This is a genomic window from Phycisphaeraceae bacterium (assembly GCA_040222855.1).
Classification (GTDB): Bacteria; Planctomycetota; Phycisphaerae; order Phycisphaerales; family Phycisphaeraceae; genus Mucisphaera.
The window spans coordinates 331,929-351,058 of record JAVKCD010000019.1 but is presented as its reverse complement, the minus strand read 5'-3'; the positions used below and the strand labels follow the sequence as shown (position 1 = coordinate 351,058).

Annotated in this window: 16 protein-coding genes; 11 read left to right on the top strand and 5 right to left on the bottom strand. The window is 62.3% G+C overall.

The features are described from left to right. Positions 1–11 precede the first annotated feature (11 nt). The 3 genes from RIG82_06690 to ffh are packed head-to-tail and all read left to right on the top strand — an operon-like array spanning position 12 to position 3,598. A complete protein-coding gene (locus RIG82_06690) occupies positions 12–554 on the top strand; it encodes an ATP-binding protein (protein ID MEQ9460619.1) in 543 nt (180 codons plus the stop codon). Between the two features lie 14 nt (positions 555–568). Beyond that, positions 569–2,014: a sigma-54 dependent transcriptional regulator gene (locus RIG82_06685; protein MEQ9460618.1), complete on the top strand. Its 1,446-nt coding sequence runs from the start codon at positions 569–571 to the stop codon at positions 2,012–2,014. A gap of 57 nt (positions 2,015–2,071) precedes the next feature. After that, positions 2,072–3,598, top strand: a complete 1,527-nt coding sequence (ffh, locus tag RIG82_06680) for a signal recognition particle protein (protein MEQ9460617.1) — start codon at positions 2,072–2,074, stop codon at positions 3,596–3,598. A 1-nt stretch (position 3,599) separates the two neighbouring features. Here ffh and RIG82_06675 read toward each other — a convergent pair whose 3' ends face one another. After that, entirely contained in the window at positions 3,600–4,373 is a 774-nt protein-coding gene (locus tag RIG82_06675; GenBank protein MEQ9460616.1) for a glycosyltransferase, read from the bottom strand. Positions 4,374–4,906: 533 nt separating this feature from the next. Here RIG82_06675 and serB point away from each other — a divergent pair. Next, positions 4,907–6,127, top strand: coding sequence for a phosphoserine phosphatase SerB (gene serB / locus RIG82_06670; protein ID MEQ9460615.1), 1,221 nt, complete (start codon positions 4,907–4,909; stop codon positions 6,125–6,127). 30 nt (positions 6,128–6,157) lie between these two features. Here the strand turns inward: serB and RIG82_06665 are convergent, their stop codons facing one another. Then, positions 6,158–7,084, bottom strand: coding sequence for an FkbM family methyltransferase (locus RIG82_06665; protein MEQ9460614.1), 927 nt, complete (start codon positions 7,082–7,084; stop codon positions 6,158–6,160). Between the two features lie 227 nt (positions 7,085–7,311). Between RIG82_06665 and RIG82_06660 the strand changes: the two genes are divergently transcribed. From RIG82_06660 to recO, 3 genes are read left to right on the top strand one after another with little or no spacing between them, the layout of a single operon-like run. After that, positions 7,312–10,776: a valine--tRNA ligase gene (locus RIG82_06660; protein MEQ9460613.1), complete on the top strand. Its 3,465-nt coding sequence runs from the start codon at positions 7,312–7,314 to the stop codon at positions 10,774–10,776. A gap of 44 nt (positions 10,777–10,820) precedes the next feature. Next, complete coding sequence (locus tag RIG82_06655; GenBank protein MEQ9460612.1) at positions 10,821–11,879, top strand: hypothetical protein; 1,059 nt, start codon at positions 10,821–10,823, stop codon at positions 11,877–11,879. A gap of 59 nt (positions 11,880–11,938) precedes the next feature. After that, on the top strand, positions 11,939–12,688 hold the full coding sequence (gene recO, locus RIG82_06650; GenBank protein ID MEQ9460611.1) for a DNA repair protein RecO: 750 nt from the start codon (positions 11,939–11,941) through the stop codon (positions 12,686–12,688). 489 nt (positions 12,689–13,177) lie between these two features. On the opposite strand, the gene RIG82_06645 is transcribed toward recO, so the two are convergent. From RIG82_06645 to RIG82_06635, 3 genes are all read right to left on the bottom strand, one after another. Further along, the gene (locus RIG82_06645; protein ID MEQ9460610.1) at positions 13,178–13,924 is read right to left on the bottom strand and encodes a hypothetical protein; all 747 of its coding nucleotides are present in this window, start codon (positions 13,922–13,924) and stop codon (positions 13,178–13,180) included. 405 nt (positions 13,925–14,329) lie between these two features. Beyond that, positions 14,330–14,899, bottom strand: coding sequence for a DUF501 domain-containing protein (locus tag RIG82_06640; protein MEQ9460609.1), 570 nt, complete (start codon positions 14,897–14,899; stop codon positions 14,330–14,332). Next, positions 14,896–15,411: a hypothetical protein gene (locus RIG82_06635; GenBank protein MEQ9460608.1), complete on the bottom strand. Its 516-nt coding sequence runs from the start codon at positions 15,409–15,411 to the stop codon at positions 14,896–14,898. Before RIG82_06635 ends, RIG82_06640 begins: the two co-directional genes overlap by 4 nt. Positions 15,412–15,543: 132 nt before the next feature. On the opposite strand from RIG82_06635, the gene RIG82_06630 reads away from it, so the two are divergent. The 4 genes from RIG82_06630 to RIG82_06615 all read left to right on the top strand — a co-directional run bounded on the left by RIG82_06630 (position 15,544) and on the right by RIG82_06615 (position 19,101). Then, positions 15,544–15,939: a hypothetical protein gene (locus tag RIG82_06630; GenBank protein MEQ9460607.1), complete on the top strand. Its 396-nt coding sequence runs from the start codon at positions 15,544–15,546 to the stop codon at positions 15,937–15,939. Positions 15,940–16,898: 959 nt separating this feature from the next. Then, the gene (locus tag RIG82_06625) at positions 16,899–17,882 is read left to right on the top strand and encodes an SDR family oxidoreductase (GenBank protein MEQ9460606.1); all 984 of its coding nucleotides are present in this window, start codon (positions 16,899–16,901) and stop codon (positions 17,880–17,882) included. A gap of 43 nt (positions 17,883–17,925) precedes the next feature. Beyond that, a complete protein-coding gene (locus tag RIG82_06620) occupies positions 17,926–18,744 on the top strand; it encodes an SDR family oxidoreductase (protein ID MEQ9460605.1) in 819 nt (272 codons plus the stop codon). Positions 18,745–18,813: 69 nt separating this feature from the next. After that, a complete protein-coding gene (locus RIG82_06615) occupies positions 18,814–19,101 on the top strand; it encodes a 4a-hydroxytetrahydrobiopterin dehydratase (protein MEQ9460604.1) in 288 nt (95 codons plus the stop codon). Positions 19,102–19,130: the final 29 nt, after the last annotated feature.

The window sequence follows — 19,130 nt, the reverse complement described above, 5'->3', positions numbered from 1 at the left end:
GAGCCTCGACCATGACCACCATCCCTACCAGCCAGGGCAGCACAACACCGCAGGATGCATCAGAGCAGATCAACCTCGCCCAGGCCGTCGAGCAGGTGCTCCGCGAAGTCCATCAACGTGCCGTGCAACTCGGCGCCGAGTTCATCCTCGAGCTCGGTCTCACCGCCGCCGAGTCCTCGCCCGGGCCACTACCCGCCATCCTCGGACACCTCATCGAGAACAGCCTCGATGCGGTCGCCCGCTCGCCTCGACCCACCAACGACACAGTGCCGCACCAGATCATCGTGACCATCGAGCAGCAAGGCGATCGGCAGACCCTCTCGGTGACCGACACAGGCGACGGCCTCGATCCCCGTCTGCTCGACGCCCAGGGCAACCTGATCTTCGGGCGATCGATCAAGCCCGGCGCGACCGCCCTGGGCCTGCGACTGGTTCGTGACGCCATCGGTCGCGCCGGCGGAACCTTCCACATCAGCCCGTACCCCCATGGCGGGGTCCACGCCCACGCCACCCTCCCCATCGTCGCGCTGAGCGCCGCCCGCGAAGCCGCTTGAGGAACCCGATCAACATGTCAACCCTCCCCCGAGTTTTGATCGTTGACGACGACGCCTTCGTCGCCGAAGCGCTCGCCGCACTACTCCAGCGTGAAGGCTATCGCCCCGCCATCTCCAACGATGGCCAACAGGCCCTCGACATCATCGAGCAGGACCACGCCAACGACGATCCCGAACAGGGACACTTTGGCGTCGTCGTCGTCGATCTCGGCCTCCCCCGCATTTCCGGGGACGACCTGCTCCGAGACCTCCGCGAGCGATTCCCCTCGGTGGTCCCCATCGTCATCACCGGCTTCGCACGCATCGAGACCGCCGTCGCGGCCATGAAACTCGGTGCCGCCGACTACCTCTCCAAGCCCATCATCGACGAAGAGCTGCTCCGCGCCGTGGAACGCGCCGCTAACCATCACGCCCTGATCGACGAAAACCGCCGGCTCCGCGACCAACTCGAACAACGCTTCGGCATGGGCAATCTCGTTGGCGGTGACCCGCGCATGCAAAAGGTCTACGACATGGTCCAGGCCGTCGCCGAGTCCAGGACCACGGTCCTGCTCACCGGCGAATCCGGAACCGGAAAGACCATGGTCGCCCGCGCCATCCACACCCACTCACCCCGCGCCGACCACAAACTCATCACCTTCTCCTGCGGGTCCGTGCCCGAATCCCTGCTCGAATCCGAGTTGTTCGGCCACGTCAAAGGCGCCTTCACCGGGGCCGACACCGATAAGCCAGGCCGCGTCCTCGCCGCCGAAGGCGGGACCCTCCTCATCGACGAGATCAACTCCGCCACCCCCGCCCTCCAGCTCAAACTCCTGCGCATCCTCCAGGAGCGCACCTTCGAGCCCGTCGGGTCCACGCAGACCCGGCACGCCGATGTCCGATTCATCCTCGCGACAAATCAGGAACTCAAGCCTCTCGTCGAGCAGGGCCGCTTCCGCGAAGACCTGTTCTATCGCATCAATGTCGTCAACCTCGAAATCCCACCCCTGCGCAATCGCCCCGGCGACATCGAACTACTCGCCGAGCACTTCCTCCACGAACACTGCGAAGAGATGGGCAAGCAGCGCCGACTCGGGCCCGAGACCCGCGAAGTCCTTCAGACCTACGCCTGGCCCGGCAACGTCCGTGAGCTGGAAAACGCACTCGAACGTGCCGTGCTCCTGAGCCCCGCACCGACCATCCAGCCCTCCGACCTGCCCGAGCACATCGTCGCCGCCGCCGGTGAGCCCCGAGCCACACCCCAGGTCCACACCACCGACACCCCCTCCGAGTCAACGCCTCACGACTGGGTCCCCATGCCCCTCTCCGAAGCCCTCGAAGGCCCCGAGCGCCGCATCCTCGAGGCCGCCATCAAGGCCAATGGCGGAAACAAGCAACGCGCCGCCGACCAGCTCGGCATCAACCGGGCGACCCTCTACAAGAAGATGCACAAGCTCGGCATCCCTGTCGAGACCGCCTGAGCCGATCGCTCAAGCCGCTACAATCCGGGTTTCCGCTATCCCTTGGAGACCCGCCGCATGTTCGGCCAGCTCTCGGAACGCTTCGAATCCGCCCTCCGCCGACTCTCCGGCCAGAGCAAGCTCTCGGCCGCCAACGTCCGCGAGGCCATGGACGATGTCCGCACCGCGCTTCTCGAAGCCGATGTCCACTACGACGTCGTCGAGTCCTTCTGCTCCCGTGTCCAGACCACCGCCCTAGGCAGCGAGGTCCTCGACGCCGTCAAGCCAGGCGAGCAGATGATCAAGGTCGTCCACGACGAACTCGTCCGCCTCCTCGGCGGAGACGAGGCCGTCACCGACACCGATCAAGCCCCCGCTCCCGAAGTACCCCCCCTCATGGAAGTCGTGCCCGGACCCACCATCATCATGATGGCCGGACTCCAGGGCTCGGGAAAAACCACGACCTGCGGCAAGCTCGCCAGCTACCTCCGCAAGCGCGGCAAGTCCGTGGTTCTGGCCGCCGCCGACCTCCAACGACCCGCCGCCGTCAAGCAGCTCGAAGTCCTCGCCACACAGGTCCAGTCCGAAGTCGAGGGTGAAGGCGAGGTCTCATTCTACGCCGAGCCCGACAAGGTCGCTGAGTACGGCAAAGCCGTCGGCGCCGCCGTCTCCGTCTGCCGCAACGCCCTGACCGAAGCCCGCCGCCGCGAGGCCGACTTCCTGATCCTCGACACTGCCGGCCGACTCCACGTCAACGACGACCTCATGGCCGAACTCCGCCAGGTCCGTGACGCCGTCAACCCCCACCAGATCCTGCTGGTGATCGACGCCATGACCGGACAGGACGCCGTCAACTCCGCCAAAGCCTTCAACGACCAGCTCGAAGTCGATGGCGTCATCCTCTCCAAATACGACTCCGACACCCGAGGCGGGGCCGCCCTCTCGGTCCGCCATGTCACCGGCCAACCCATCAAGTTCGTAGGCGTCGGCGAGAAACTCGACGCCCTCGAAGCCTTCCACCCCACCCGCGTCGCCGGCCGCATCCTCGGCATGGGCGATGTCGTGTCGCTGGTCGAACGCGCTCAGGAACAGGTCTCCGAAGAAGAAGCCCAGGCCCTCCAGGACAAGATGGCCAAAGGCCAGATGACCATGGACGACTTCCTTGGCCAGCTCCGCGCGATCCGCCGGATGGGCTCGTTCAAATCCCTCCTCGGCATGCTCCCGGGCGTCGGTCAGGCCATCAAGGACCTGCCGATTGAAGAAAAACAAATCGACCGCACCGAGGCCATCATCCAGTCGATGACCCGCGATGAGCGCAAGGGACTCGTCGCCCTGAACAACAACCGCCGCCGCCGCATCGCTAAAGGCTCGGGCACCCGAGCCGAAGACGTCTCCCAGCTCGTCAAAGGCTTCGAGATGGTCTCTCAGATGGGAAAAGCCATGTCCGGCATGGGCATGCTCGGCAAGGCCAAGTCCATGGCCGGGATGAACCCCGAACAAGCCATGGCCGCCCTAGGCGGCGCAGGCGGGATGCCCGGACGCAAGGGCTCAACCCACACCCCGAGCATCAAGTCAAAGTACAAACAGCGTAAAAAACGCCGTTGACCTATTGGCCCGCAAACCGCCGCACAAGACCCGATCGATGAGCAAATACAGCCTCGTCGCTAAACTCCTCGCCACTCTCATACGCCCCCCTGGCAAGCCCCGTAAGGCGATCGCGCTGGTGCGATAACTCGTACAGCAAGACCCCCAAAGCTCGCCAATCGCGCACCGGAACAAGAGAGCCTCCGCCATGCCCCGAGACAAGGTCTTGTGCGTAGGCGCCTGAATAGCCAACCAGGGGAGTCCCCGAGATCAATGCCTCCAGCAGACACCTCGGTGATTCAGGGGTGATGTGGCAAAAAGCCATGACATCTGCATCCCTCAACGCGTTGAGCACAACCGACCGATCCGACACATAGCCTGCCAGGTCAACCACAGCTTCGAGACCCAAGTCTTTTACGAGCTGCTGCGTCGGATGATAGAGATCACCATCCCCCAGCCAGCGGGCGTTTAATGTTGCCCCAAGATCACGCGCGTGCCCCACCGCCCTCACCCAGTCCAGCGGTGCCTTGGCCTCCGCCATCCTCCCCGAATAGATCACGCGCAGAGGCTCGGCAGAATCTCGCTGCCTCAGGCACTTCATATCGAATCGCTGCGCATCAATGCGATCCTCAGGACTGGTATGGACATTGTGGACCAGGTGCGGCTCCCGGCAGGAACCAGCGTAGGCCTCAAAGCACGATGCGCCATGAAACAGACCAAGGCTTGATCGACGGATGATCCCTAAGTGGTATCGTTTGAGAACGATCGAGTCAGCGTATGCTTTTGACCGCCTCATCCAACCCGACCCACGGGACTGCTCCAGAACCACCTGATGATCCACAAGGTCTGTGTGAACCGCGTAGCGCCGTCCCTGTCGGCCTGCCAGCACAGCAGCGCGCGAGGCCCAGTCCCCGATATGCCAGGATATAGCAAACTGAAGATGAGCCGACGACTCGATCAGTCGAAGTAGCTGCTGATCGACCTGACGCAGATGACGCGCGAATGCCCACGGTCGATACGCCCAAGGCAACGGATAAAATCGTACGCTCTCACGAAGTCCGCTGGATGCCAGTCGACTGAACCGAGACGCGCCTCCAGAGGTGCCTTCGGGATCACCCGGCTCAAGAACGGCCGCTACTCTAAGCTCAGGGAAATGCGATGCCCATCGGCGTAGCCCGTTAGTTGCCTGTGTCTCAAACCACAGATCATCCTGACGACCCCGGAACGGCGTCGGAAGCACCAGCAGCATCGAGTCCTCATTCGCCACGCTCAGAACCTCGCGATACGTTCAAGAAGATATCTTCGCTCATCCAACACCATACGCCACCCATGCCCCACACCCTCCACATCACCGGCCCCGACCACCCCGGCATCACAGCCGCCATCACCGCGGCACTGGGCGACACCCGCATCCTCGATCTCAATCAGGCGGTCATCCATCAGTCGGTCCTCCTGGCCATGGTCGTCGATGCCGATGAACTTACGCTAAAAAACTTACATCGTGTCGTGACCTCCCTGGGCATGACCCTGACCGCCACCCCGCTCTCCGACCACGACTACAACTCCTGGCGCGCCGCCGAGGGCAAGCCACGCTACATCCTTACCCTGATCGCCCGCACCTTGACCGCCGACAAGGTCCACGCCGTCTCACTAGCCCTCGCCGCCCATCACCTCAACATCGACGTCATCACCCGACTCTCCGGCCGCCCACCCTTAACCGTTCAGGGAACCCACGGTCAAAGTGCGGGGGGGGTGGCGTGCGTGGAGATGGTGGTTCGGGGGGACCTCGACGACCCCGCTGACCTCAAAGCCGCCTTCCTCGATCTGTCACGCGACCACGCCGTCGATATCGCCTGGCAGGTCGATAACGCCTTCCGTCGGATCCGCCGGCTTGTCGCCTTCGACATGGACTCCACCCTCATCCAGCACGAGGTCATCGACGAGCTCGCTATCGAAGCCGGCGTAGGCGACCAGGTTGCCGCGGTCACCGAAGCCGCCATGCGCGGCGAACTCGACTTCGAGCAATCCCTCCGCCAACGCGTCGGCCTGCTCGAAGGTCTTCCCGAGTCAGCGCTCCAGATCGTCGCCAACCGACTCAACCTCACCGAAGGCGCCGAAACCCTCATCACCAACCTCCGCCACCTCGGCTACAAGACCGCCATCCTCTCAGGCGGGTTCAACTACTTCGGCGACATCCTCCAGCAGAAACTCGGCATTGATCACGTCGCCGCCAACCAACTCGAAATCATCAACGGCCAACTCACCGGCAACGTCCTGGGCCAGGTCGTCGACGCCCAACGCAAAGCCCAACTCCTGGGCGAGATCGCCGCCCGCGAGGGTATCCGCCTGGAACAGACCATCGCCGTCGGCGACGGCGCCAACGACCTGCCCATGCTCGCCCGCGCCGGCCTCGGCATCGCCTTCCACGCCAAACCTCTCGTCCAGCAATCCGCCGACCAGAAAATCACCACCCTCGGCCTCGACGCCATCCTCTACCTGATTGGGATGCGCGATTCAGAGCGACTCCGTTCGCCATCAGTCAATCCGTAACAGCATACCCACGCACACGGCAAGACCTCTCTAACCACCATGAAGCAGGCTGTTCCGGTTGTCCTCTCGGTGAAGCCAAACCGCCTCCGAGCTTGATTCTGACGCAGGGTCAAAAGGGAGAAAACTCAGACGGGTGCGACGCTCTATCCGGATGTCGTAACCACGATAACCCATCGTCTCCATCTGTTTAGCCAGCAGAGAACGGCTCGAACCCACCGGCTTCAGCAAGCGATCCACACACTCCATCAGCACAGCAGGCCGATCTTGCTCGAGTGTCCTTTCGAGTCCCTCCAGCACATAGGGCTCGAATCCTTCTGCGTCGATTTTGACGACGCTTGCACGTAGCCCTGCCTCTCGAAGCACATCATCACCCCGCCGTACGGGCACGTCCACTTCCCTCGAAAAACGTTCACCTTGCCGATTGGCTACATCAGCCAGTGTTGCTGAACCACTGTAACCCTCGGAGACATGAAGCCTCATCACGGCTTCCTGTGAACCCAGTGCACAAGCATAAAGCCTCACATGATCGATCCCGTTCAACTCCAGATGAAAACGGACATGTCCCGCGCTCTCTGGATTCGGCTCAAAACTCAGAACTCGACCCTCACTACCAACCAGATCGGCCCCAAGAAGTGTCATCATGCCGATGTTCGCGCCGACATCCATCAGAACATCACCGGGGTTCAGCAGCCTTTTGAGTGTAAGTTGCGTCTCCGCATCAAAGTACCGCCCAAGAAAATAAGTATGGCGGTCGCTCCAGTTCCGAAGATCAAGCCGCATGCGATAGCCGTGCCATGTACTCCGGATCGTGCGTGTCGGAGCACCCGTCCAACGATAATCGCACTGATTGCCCAGAACACCCAGCCACCCTGCCAAACGCCCCCAGCCAGGTAGCTCGCGCCGTGTATAGGGCAGAATTATCATCAGATACCACGGGTACGAAGCCATAAACAGCATCCTCCTGTAGGGATGAAGCGAGTCAATAGACTCTACCGGAGATCACGCCTCTCCACGCCTGCTAAACTCTCGCCATGCAGCCCACCCGTCTCACCATCAGCGTCGCCGTTAGCTGAGGGGTCGACCCCCACCCTCCTCCCCCCCGCAGCATCACGCTGTACCCTCAAACCATCCAGAAACAGTCCCCAGCCCTCACCCGGGCCGCGCTCCCCTCAACGGACCACCCCATGACCACTCCCACCCCCGCGCCTCAGAACACCACGACCGACCTCCCGCCCGCGTACAACCCCGCCGATGTCGAACAGGCCATTACCGCCCGATGGCTCGAGGCCCGCACCGGCCACGCCGAGCCGTCCGATCCCGGCGACCCCTACGCCATCGTCATCCCGCCGCCCAACGTCACCGCCGCCCTCCACCTCGGCCACGCCCTAAACAACACCCTCCAGGACGTGCTCATCCGCTTCCACCGCATGCGCGGCTTCAACACCCTATGGATGCCCGGCACCGACCACGCCGGCATCGCCACCCAGACCGTCGTCGATAAACGACTCCAGCAGGCCGGCGAGCCCTCCCTGAAGGATTTCAAGATCCTCGAAGCCCAAAGCGGGGGGGGGCGAGACGCCTTCATCGAAAAAGTCCAGGCCTGGAAGGACGACTACGAGCAGCGCATCACCGACCAGCTCCGCGAGATGGGCTGCTCCTGCGACTGGGACCGCCAGCGGTTCACCATGGACCCCACCTGCGCCCGCGCCGTCCGCGAGGCCTTCTTCCAGCTCTTCAAAGACGGCCTGATCTACCGCGGCAAACGCCTGGTCAACTGGGACCCCGTCTCCCAGACCGCCCTCGCCGACGACGAGGTCGAGATGCAGGATGTGGACGGCCACTTCTGGTACCTCAAGTACCCCATCATCGACGACGCCGGCAATGACACCGGCGACTTCGCCACCGTCGCCACCACACGACCAGAGACCATGCTCGGCGACACCGCCGTCGCCGTGAACCCCAACGACCCACCCCGCGCCGCCCTCGTCGGCAAGAAGGTCCGGCTGCCCATCGTCGGCCGCATTATCCCCATCATCGCCGACGACTACGTCGTCATCCCCGACCCCGAGTCGTCCGACGCCAAGGCCCAGTACGCCTCGGGCTTCCTCAAGGTCACCCCCGCCCACGACCCCAACGACTACGAGATCGGCCAGCGGCACGGCCTGCCCGTCATCAACATCATGGCGGACGACGCCTCGATCACCGAGAAAAACGGCTGGCTCGACTGGGATCAGTATCAGGACGACGCCGATCGTGAGGCGCTCGATTCTTTGCTCGGCCTGTCCCGCGAAGACGCCCGCAAGGCCGTCATCCGGTACTTCCGCGACCACGACCTCATGGCGGACGAGAAGCCCTACAAGCACGCCGTCGGCCACAGCTACCGCAGCCACGTCCCTGTCGAGCCCTATCTCTCCGACCAGTGGTACGTGAAGGTCGCCGACGACCGCCTCGCCGGGGCCGCCCTGCGCGCCATGACCGAGACCCAGCGGGCCGACTCCGAAGGCGCTGTCTGGTCCTACGACCATCCTTTCAAGTTACCGATCGCCGGTACTTGGCGCAAGACCACCGGTGACGCGGACGCTTTGGAAACCGGCCTCCAAAACTACCCCCATGATGCCTACACCATCACCGCCGAAGGTGAAGATCTCATCGTCCGCGTCAACCAGGGCTGGGAGGACAAGCTCGAAATCAACGAACTCAACGAGCTGCTCGAGCAGCTCGGCTTCGAGCGCACGGATCAAGCCACCGGCCTCACTTTCCACCCGCCACGCTACGCCAAGACCTTCCAGACCTGGCACGAGAACATCCGCGACTGGTGCATCTCCCGACAACTCTGGTGGGGGCATCGGATCCCGGTCTGGTCAAATCGCGTGATGCTTACCGAGGACAACTGGGTCGAGCACCTAGCGGGTAAGACTGGCCTAGATGACATCATCGAGGGTGGATGGTCGAGTGCTCATGTGGTCTTTCTCCGCACAGTAGATGGGCAGCTTGTTAATCCCAAGACCGAGCTGATGCCGGTGGTCAAGGAGACTGAAGGCGAATACACCATCTACATCTGTTCACTCTCGGACGAAGAGATGGTTGGTTTCGAAGCCGCAGGCTTCGAACGCGACCCCGACGTCCTTGACACCTGGTTCTCCTCCGCCCTCTGGCCTCTCTCTACCATGGGCTGGCCGCAGCCCGAGGGTGACACCGCGGGACTCCTCGACCGCTACAACCCCACCTCCGTCCTCTGCACCGCGCGCGAGATCATCACCCTCTGGGTCTCGCGCATGGTCATGTTCAACCTCTACTTCCTCGGCCGCCTGCCGTTCCGCGACGTGTTCATCCACGCCATGATCCAAGACGGCCATGGCCAGAAGATGTCCAAGTCCCTGGGCAACGGTGTTGACCCGATGGACATCATCCACTCCCACGGCTCCGACGCCATGCGCTTCACCCTCACCTCCATGACCACCCAGACCCAGGACGTCCGCATGCCCGTCGACATGATCGACCCGCACTCCGGGCAGACCTTCACGCCGAAGTTCATCACCGCGAGTGGGGGGGGCGCGGGCGGGGTCAAGGTCGCCGCGCCCGAGCAGGAATCCCCCGCCGACCCGTCGAAGAAGATCGTCTCGTCCTACGGCGTCGCCTCCGGCAAAGCGACCCCCACCCCCGACAAGCCCCTGGCCCGCAACACCTCCGAGAAGTTCGACGCCGGCCAACGCTTCGCCAACAAACTCTGGAATGCCTCCCGCTTCGCGCTGGGGTACCTCAAGGATCTTGATGCTTCCGCCGAACTCGGCGAGTTCTCGCTGGCCGATCGCTGGATCCTTTCCCGCTTCGCTCGCGCGACCCAACAGGCGACCAGTCAGCTCAACGCCTACGAGTTCGCCGCCTACGCCAACGGCCTCTATGACCTGGTCTGGCGGGACCTGTGCGACTGGTACATCGAGGCCATCAAGCCCACCGTCCGGGACAACCCCACGCAGCAACGCGTCCTCGCCGCCTGCTTCGACTCGGCGTTGCGCCTGCTCCATCCCACGATGCCGTTCATCACCGAGCGGCTCTTCGAGGCCTTCAACGCCGTGATCCCCGACCGGTCCCTCCCGGGCGCGGGCGTCGAGCTGCCGCCGGGTGACCTGCTGGCCAAGGCGAAGTGGCCCCGCCTCGCGCCGGGCCTCGTGGATGAGGAAGCGGAGACGACCTTCGAGCTCATCCGCTCGGTGGTGGGCGGGGTCCGCGAGGTGCGCACCGCCAACAAGGTGCCTCCCCGGCAGTCCACGACGCTGTCGCTCAAAGCCGGGGGCGGCCACCTCGCCACGCTCCAGAAGCATGAAGCCCTGATCCTCGGGCTGGCCAACTGCACCAAAGACACCATCGCCAACGAGTGCGAGCGCCCCGCGGATGCGGCCTCCGCCGTCGCCTCGGGCGTCGAGATCTACGTCCATGGCGTCCTCGACGTTGCCACCGAGCGCACCCGCCTGACCAAGCGCCTCGGCGAACTCGATGGCCAGCTCAAGAACCTCAAGGGGCGGCTGTCCAACGACAAGTACGTCAACAACGCCCCCGACAAGCTGGTCCAGGAGACCCGCGACCAGCTCACCGCCGCCGAGGCCGAGCACGCGACCGTCCATCAGCAACTCGATCAACTGCCGGGGTAACTCCAGCGTGTTGCGTTTGAGCCAGGCGCGTTACGCTTCTTCACATGAACACCTCACGCTTGACTGTGCTGTTTCTCGGCCTGCTTCTGACCGCCTGCAGTGCCGATCTGGCCCCCCGGCCCACCGCGGCCGATGGTGCTCCGCCGGTTGTCGCGGTGCCAGCCCCCGAGCCCGCCCCCATCGCTTCTCCTGCCGCCGTTCCCAATGCTGCGACGGAACCCGCGCCAGCGGTTCTTGAACCCACCACACAACCCCAGGTCGCGGCACCCTCTGCCACCCCTGCACCTCCGTTGCCTCCCGTCCCCCCGAAGCCTATCTCCGCCGCCGACCGTCTGGGTGTCGTTCTTGCCCTTCCTCATCCGGACGCCAAGATGCACATTCCTTACGCCTTGCTCGATGATCAGCCGGAAGAACTCAGCGTCATCTTCCATTTTCATCTCGGTCTGAACATAGTCGTGGAGGAGATGGACCGGACTAGCACCCGCGCGATCCTGATCCATTTTTCTCCGGGCGGGCTCTCGTCGAAGTACCGGGTGCCGATCGTGGAGGACCCCGAGCTGTTTTTCAACCTCATCAAGTCGGCTCTGGAGCAGACTCGGGCCCGGCCGGAGGTCAGGGATGATGCGCCGATGACTTCGCTGACGGTCACGTCGTTTTCCGCAGGGTTTGGCGCGGTGCGTGAGATTCTGAAGGACCCGGCGGCTTTCGAGGCGATCGACCACCTGGTGATGGCCGACACGATCTACGCGGGGTACGACGGGGACGTCGCCGACAAGGTCGTGAGCCCGGTGAATATGGTGGATTTCACGCGGTTTGCGCGGGAAGCGGCTGAGGGTCGTAAGTGGTTTATTCTGACGCACAACAGTTATGACCCGCCTGGGTATGCCTCGACGGCGGAGACTGCGGACTACATTGTGAATCAGCTGGGGCTGAGCCGGTACACGACGAACATGCCGATCGGGGAGAAGCTGACGTTCAGTTCGCGGGCGGGGAAGGGTAGGTTCGAGGTCTTCGGCTCCCCGCGGACTGACGGCTCGGATCACGCGATGCATCTGCGCTATATCGGGTATGGGCTGACGATGCTCCCGTTGCCGCGCGACTAATCACGAGGTTTCTTGGTTGGTCGGCTCTGTGGGTTGGGCTTTGTCCTTACCATCTGGTCATGGCGCGATTGATCGATCAGGCCATTGTTCTCCGCTCGACTGACTGGTCCGAGACCAGTCAGCTTGTGACGCTGTTTACGGCCAGCCAGGGTCGGCTGCGCGGGCTTGCGAAGGGGTCGAAGCGGCTATCGCCTTCGGCGATTGCGCGGTATTCGGGTGGTATTGAGTTGCTGACGTATGGGCAGATCGTGGCGACGACGCGGGCTTCCTCGGACCTGGCGACGCTGACGGAGTGGGACCTGCAGGATGACCATCGGCACCTGCGCACGCACCTGCCGGCTCAGCGGGCGGCGCTGGTGGCGGCGGACCTGACGCCACGGTTTTTTGAGGATCACGATCCGCACCCGGTGCTGTTTGATGCGTTGGCGGGGTGCCTGCGAGAGCTGGCGGCGCCGGAGCGCGTTTCGGGGGTGCTGCTGGTTTATCTGTGGACGCTTTTGACGGAGGCGGGCTATCAGCCGCGGACGGATGCGGATGTGCACACGAACGCGGAGTTGCCGGGGCGGTCGGCGGTGTGGTTTGATCCGATGGCGGGGGGGTTCACGACGGCGAGGCGGGAGGGTCCGTGGCGGGTTCGGCCGGGGACGCTGGGGCTGCTGCAGGCTTTGCATCGGGATGGGGGGGTGGCTGATGGGAGTGAGGTGGAGACGCTCCGGCGGGCGACGCGGCTGCTGACGGCGTATGCGCGGGAGCTGTTGCAGACGGAGTCTGAGGCGATGCGTCTGGTGCTGGGGGGCGGCGGGCGTTAGCGGAGTGTGCGCATGGGGGTTGTGCGCATGAGCGGCGTGGGTTTTGGGGTGGGTTGGGGGTGTGGGCCCTTGTGGCGGGGCGTGGGAGGGGTTTTGGGGGTCGGGGTGGCGGTTTGGGTGAGGCGCTGCGGTGATGTTTTCGGGTGGTTTTCGACCGTGAGATGACTTGAAACGGTCTCAAACGACGGCGAAACGATGGGAACGGCGGTGGTTTGTGCGCGCGGGTCGTTGGTGTGCGCACGGGGGTTGGCACCCCGGGCTCGCGCCCGGGGCTCGTTGGATCGGTGGGTTTGTTGGTGGTTGGGCACACTTTGTCTGCGCTGCGCGGTGGCAAAGTGTGGCACCCGGCTGTTGGTAGCCGGGTACGGGTCATCCCTTCGGGCATGACCCGTGGCACCGTTCCAGGGTTGGTCACTTGTCGTCTGTGGTCCTCGGGGCCCCCACCCTTCCGGGAGGGGCTCGTTGGCGTGGTTTGTTGCGGGGGGGGGGTTAGTTGTTGCCGTGGTTGATGTAGGACCAGTGGTCGTCGTGGACCATGGCGGCCTGGCCTTGTGTTCCGGCGGGGGCTTTTGCGGCGACGGCGGAGTTGCCGAGGCGGCCGTTGGAGGGGCGGGCTGCGAGACCGACTTCGGGGGCTGCGGCTTGTTCGTGGTCGGAGAAGAGGTTGTCGATGGGTGTTTGGTTGATGATCATCTCTTGGCCGTTGGTCCACTTGGTTGGGAGCACATGCGTGCTCTCGAACGTTACATGGTTATCATTCCAGCCGACTGAGCCGTGCCATTGGCTGTCGTCATTGGAATGCAGGCTGTGGGCTCCCGCGTCAGCGTCCGGGCCCAGGTTCCGGTCGCTGAGAACGGCGGCTTCGGTGTTGATGGTGTCGCGCCATTCGTTGGGCAGGTCCCCGAAGGCTTGATCTTTGAGGCTCTCGGGGTCTGCGGCATCGCCTGCGTCTTGGTTCTGTTGCAGGCGGAGCATGGCGTAGGAGTAGTTCTCGGTTGTGATGTTTGAGAGCGTCTCGTCATTCTCCGGCCAAGTGGTGTGAGCATCTGCTGGGCTGATCAAGAGCTCGCGTGAGATTTGCCCACCTTGTACGAGCAGAGCGAGGCGTGTCGCCGGATGTCCGCCTGATGCTGGTGAACCATTGACCGTCCAAATCGAGGCGTCGCCCGGGATGATGCTGCCTTGCTCGTCCAGGCCGGGGTAGCGTTCGTTGTTTCCCATGGCGAAGGTGACCATCGCCTGATGGATGCTGCGGAGTTTGGCGTTCGATTGTAATCTCGTTGTGTTTGGATAACTTCTGCCACACGTGGGTAATATCAGTGCTACTAATAGCAAGATCATGATTGCCCAAACGATTATCTCAACGACGGTGAAGCCTGAACGGTATGAATCGCGCATGGCACTACTCCTTCGGTAAGAAGGTCCAGAAATCTCCCGCTGGTGCCTTACGCGTCCCGGCCCGACTGGCCCCGTTGATGACGGGGCCGGTATCAGAGGGCATGAATAAGAACAGTTTGATCCGGCCTTTGGCGTCTACCAGCGAGAATCAAGCACGCGTTGTCGCCGGGCGTGTTTCTGCCCGGCTCATGAGTCATTACGAACTAACCTTACCTCGCTGCGTCTAGATTCCCAAGCAAAACTTCATCTTGTAGTGACCTGGTCTGCGACGTTGCGCAGCTGTGTGGACAGGCCGGTCAGAAGTTCGCCGACGAGGGTTGGTTGGTTTGTGGTGTTGAGTTCGGCGAGGTGGTGGGCGAGGTGGAGGTGTAGGCATTTGAGGCCGGTGACGCCTCGGGTGGCGAAGGTGATTCCGCCTACGCCGGTTTCGCGGAGGGCTGTGGCGCGGCCGGAGGCTTGGAGTTCGGCGCGGTGGGTGGCGGTCAGCATGGACCAGCGGCGGTCGCGGTAGCGTTGGTGGTCTTCTCGGAGGCGGTCGATGAGGGTCTGGTCTTCTGCGATGCCGGCTTCGAGTCGTGCGATCCAGCCGTCGCTTTCGAGGCGTCCGACTTCGGCGCAGAGGGTGGGTTCGGTGAGCCAGTAGAGGGTGGGGAAGGGTTCGAGTGAGCCGTCTGTGGCGCGGACGGCGGGGTAGGTCATGATGACGGTGGGGGTGCCGTCGGTGAGTCGGGCGACGATGGAGAAGTCGCCACGTGGTGTGCGGCCGAGTTGCTCGGTCACGATGTCGCGATCGGCTGGGGAGGCGGGGGTCATCGTTTGCCGCCGGGTTCGATGCGTTCGACGTAGAACATGGAGTCGGCTGCTCTGGGTCCGACGAGGTGCCAGCTCAGGGGGAACTTGGGTTTTCGGGCGGCGTACATCTCGAAGATGCGTTGGCCCCAGTCGTGCTGGACGCGGAGGTTGCGTTCGATTTTGGCGGTGTCGGTGTTGGGGATGAAGGCGCGGGTGAGGAAGTTCCAGTTGGGGTCGAGTCGGACGAGGAGGTGTCCTTCGTCCCATTCGATGGGGTATCCGTGGACGTAGCCTTCGCCTGTGTTGGGGGTGTGGAACCAGTAGCAGACGAAGCGGTCTTTCTCGGCGGTGGAGGTGTCCTGGGTCCCGCCTTTGAGGAGTCGGGCGTGGGAGACGCGGACGGGGACGATGCCCCAGCGTTTTTTGGCAATCCAGGTCTGGCGGTTCTTGGCGTCGTAGAGGCCGACGTGCGCATAATCCACGAGGATGCGGTCGGTGCAGTACTGCTTATTGATTTCTTTATCCACGGCCACGCGGCGACCTCATCGAGGAGCTTTGTTGCACCCTCCGCCTCCTCTCGACTATGTGGCGAGTGGCAAGGGCTGGAGTCCAAGCTATCGTAAGTGCTTCACCCCCGCGCCGCTGCGCACACGGAGGCAGCCCTCTTGGCCGATCAAGACCAGACCACAGGCACCGCTGAGGCCGTCAACGACGGTGTTCTGACGCTGAAGCTGACCGGGACGGACTACAGGCTGGCCCTTGTGCTGGAGGGTGAGCCCCCTTCGGCTGGCAGTCGGACGACCGGGACGATCCATGCTCGTGCACGACGGGTTGATGTTGTTCCGGCGGGTGGGCGGTACATCGAGCCGGTCGCTGGTCGCCCGCGACGGGTTCAGGGGCGGATCATTGGGGGGGATCCGGCCAAGAACACGATCACGGTGAAGGCGGCGACGGCTGTGGTGTGCACGCTGACGGACTCCCGGCAGAAGACGACGCAGTTTGCGACTGGGCAGCTTGTGTCTTTTGATGTGGAGCCTGGTGCTACGTTTACCCTAGCCTGAAGCATTGGACACTCGTGACGCAAGCCACCCACCCAGACGCTCCGCCTGTCGCGACCCTGCTCTGTCAGCGGCATGTGCCGATGGCTCTTGAGTGTTTAGGTTCGTTCAAGGAGTTTTGTCGGGACCCTCACCATCTTTGGGTGTTTGATGATGGTTCTCTTGAGGCGGGGGATATTGAAAGGCTACGGGAGGGGCTGGGGGAGTTTCGATACGTTCCGCGACAGGAAGCCGATGACCGGACGAGCACCCCGCTGAGGGGTCTGCCACATCTCAGGTCATACCGATTGCAGGGGGCATTGGCTTATAAACTGACTGACATCCCCTTCTTTTTCCCAGAAGGGTTCACGTTTGTTGACAGCGACATACTCTTCACGAGGTCTTTTAAGGGTGTGGTTAAGCGCTTAGACTGTTCGTTCTCCAATCGTTTCATGGAGGATGAGGATGATGACTACAGTATTCCTGCTTACCGTCGTGGGTGGGCATCTCCTAGAGGTATCAGACTCGTCCCCCGAATCAACTCAGGGCTCTTCGACGTCACAAAGGATTTCTATGAGCCTTCTTTCGTTGACTGGTTTGTTAAATATGTACTCGCCGCGGACTATCACCCATGGTTTCTCGAACAGACCACCTACTCAGCTCTGGCCGCCCGAGCTTCGTCAGCATATTTCGATCAGCGGCAAGTACGTCTTCCCTGCCATGCTCGACTCGGTTACGTCCCGGTCGCTATTCACTTTATGACGACTTATCGCCACTTACTTTTCGATCGTCACTACCGTGCAATGCTTGCTGGGATACACGAGACAACGACTGATTCGATCGAGAGGGTCCGAGTCTCAAGATGCCCATCGGACAGTTTTTCTGCTGCTGTTCTGCGTGCCATCCTCAAGCGGTATCGTCGTAGATTCCGGTACCCCGGCAGCCCGCCCCGAGTCTAGAATACTTCTTGAGGCCACAGATCTATGACCCCAGCCCACAAACGTATTCTGATCACTGGCGGTGCCGGTTTTCTTGGCTCTCATCTGTGTGACCGTCTGGTTGCGGCGGGTCATGATGTGATCTGCATTGACAACTTCTTCACCAGCCAGAAGCTGAACGTGAAGCATCTGCTGGGGAATCCGAACTTCGAGCTGATTCGTCATGACGTGACGCATCCGATCTGGCTTGAGGTTGATGAGATTTACAATCTTGCTTGTCCTGCGTCGCCGATCCACTATCAGTACAACCCGATCAAGACGATGAAGGTGTCGGTGATGGGTGCGATCAATGTTTTGGGGATGGCGAAGCGGTGTCGTGCGAAGGTGTTTCAGGCGTCGACTTCTGAGGTTTATGGCGACCCGGATATTCATCCTCAGCCGGAGTCTTATCGGGGGAACGTGAACCCGATCGGGCCTCGGGCGTGCTATGACGAGGGTAAGCGGGCGGCGGAGACGCTGTTTTTTGATTACCACCGGGCGAATAAGGTCAATATTCGTGTTGTGCGTATATTCAATACTTACGGGCCGCGGATGCATCCTTATGACGGGCGGGTGGTGTCGAACTTTATTATTCAGGCGCTGCGTGGCGAGGACATCACGTTGTATGGCGATGGCGAGCAGACGCGATCGTTTTGCTATGTCGATGATCTGATTAATGGTTTCCTGAAGATGATGGACGCACCGGATTCGTTTATTGGTCCGGTGAACATTGGGAATCCGGTTGAGTTCACGATTCGTGAGCTTGCTGAGCTGACGCTTGAGCTGACCGGTTCCAAGTCCAAGCTCATCCATAAGCCGCTGCCAGCTGACGACCCGACGCAGCGTCAGCCGGACATCACGTTGGCGAGGGAAAAGCTCGGCTGGGAGCCGACGGTTCCGCTGCGGGAGGGGCTTGGCAAGACCATTGCGTACTTCCGTGATCTGGACCTGTCGGCTTACCGGCGACCCACTGACTACAGCTACGGCTGAGCCCGCGGCCCGCTATGCTGGATACTCTTAAGGAGTACCAGCCATGCCCGTTTCGACCTCCCTGTTCGACCTCTCCGGGAAAGTTGCGCTTGTCACCGGTGGTGGCACCGGCATCGGCAAGGCTATCGCTGGTGCGATGCTTGCACACGGGGCCAAGGTGCTGATTGGGGGGCGGCGTTCTGATGTCATTGAGCGGGCTGTTCAGGAGCTCGGCGCGATCCAGATCAAGGATTCGGACGAGCCGGCCGTGGCGGGGGTTGTGCTGGATGTCACCAAGCAGGAATCGGTTGATCGTGCTGTTCGGAAGGCGGTTGATGTTCTTGGGGGGCTGCACATCACGGTCCATGCGGCGGGTGTGCTGGCGAAGCTGCCGACGATTGATCTCACCGCTGAGACGATGAACGAGCTGTACGACATCCATGTGACGGGAGCCCTGCGGCTGGCTCAGGCGGCTCAGCCGATTTTCCACGAGCAGCACGACGGGAGCATCATTCATATCGCCTCGGTGTCGAGTTTCGTGGGGTTGACGCAGGTGACGTCGTATGCGGCGGCGAAGGCGGCGATTCTGGGGTTGACGCGTCAGCTTGCGACGGAGTGGGCGGCGCACGGGATTCGGACGAATGCGATTGCTCCGGGTTTCATCCCGACGGACATCAATCGGAAGGCTATTGAGGGCACGGATCGTGGGCGGCGGATCATTGAGAACACGCCTATGGCTCGGTTTGGCAGGGCTGAGGAGATCGCGGGGGCGGCGGTGTATCTGGCGTCGCCGGCGGGTTCGTTTGTGAACGGTCACACGGTGGTGGTGGATGGGGGTTTTCTGGCGAATGGTGTGGGTGATTCGGTGGCGGAGTGGGAGTAGTGGGAAGCTCGCCTTGTTTTGATGCCGGACGCTTCTAGTATCAGTTGAGTAAACCCATAGGAGAATCTCATGCCCACGCCGCTTACACCCGCTGATCTCGAAGTTGTTCTCAAGGAGTTGCCCGGCTGGGCGCTTGATGGGAGTAAGCTGACCAAGACGTGGAAGCTGGCTGATTTCAAGGCGGCTTTTGGGTTTATCAGTCAGGTTGCGTTGCATGCTGAGCAGCAGGGGCATCATCCGGAGTTGTTTAATGTCTACAACAACGTGAGCATCGGTCTCTCGACGCATGACGCTGGCGACCAGGTGACGGAGTTTGATGTGAAGCTGGCGAAGGCGATTGAGTCGATTAAGCTCTAGCCTGTTGCTGTCGGCTCTTTGATGCCTTG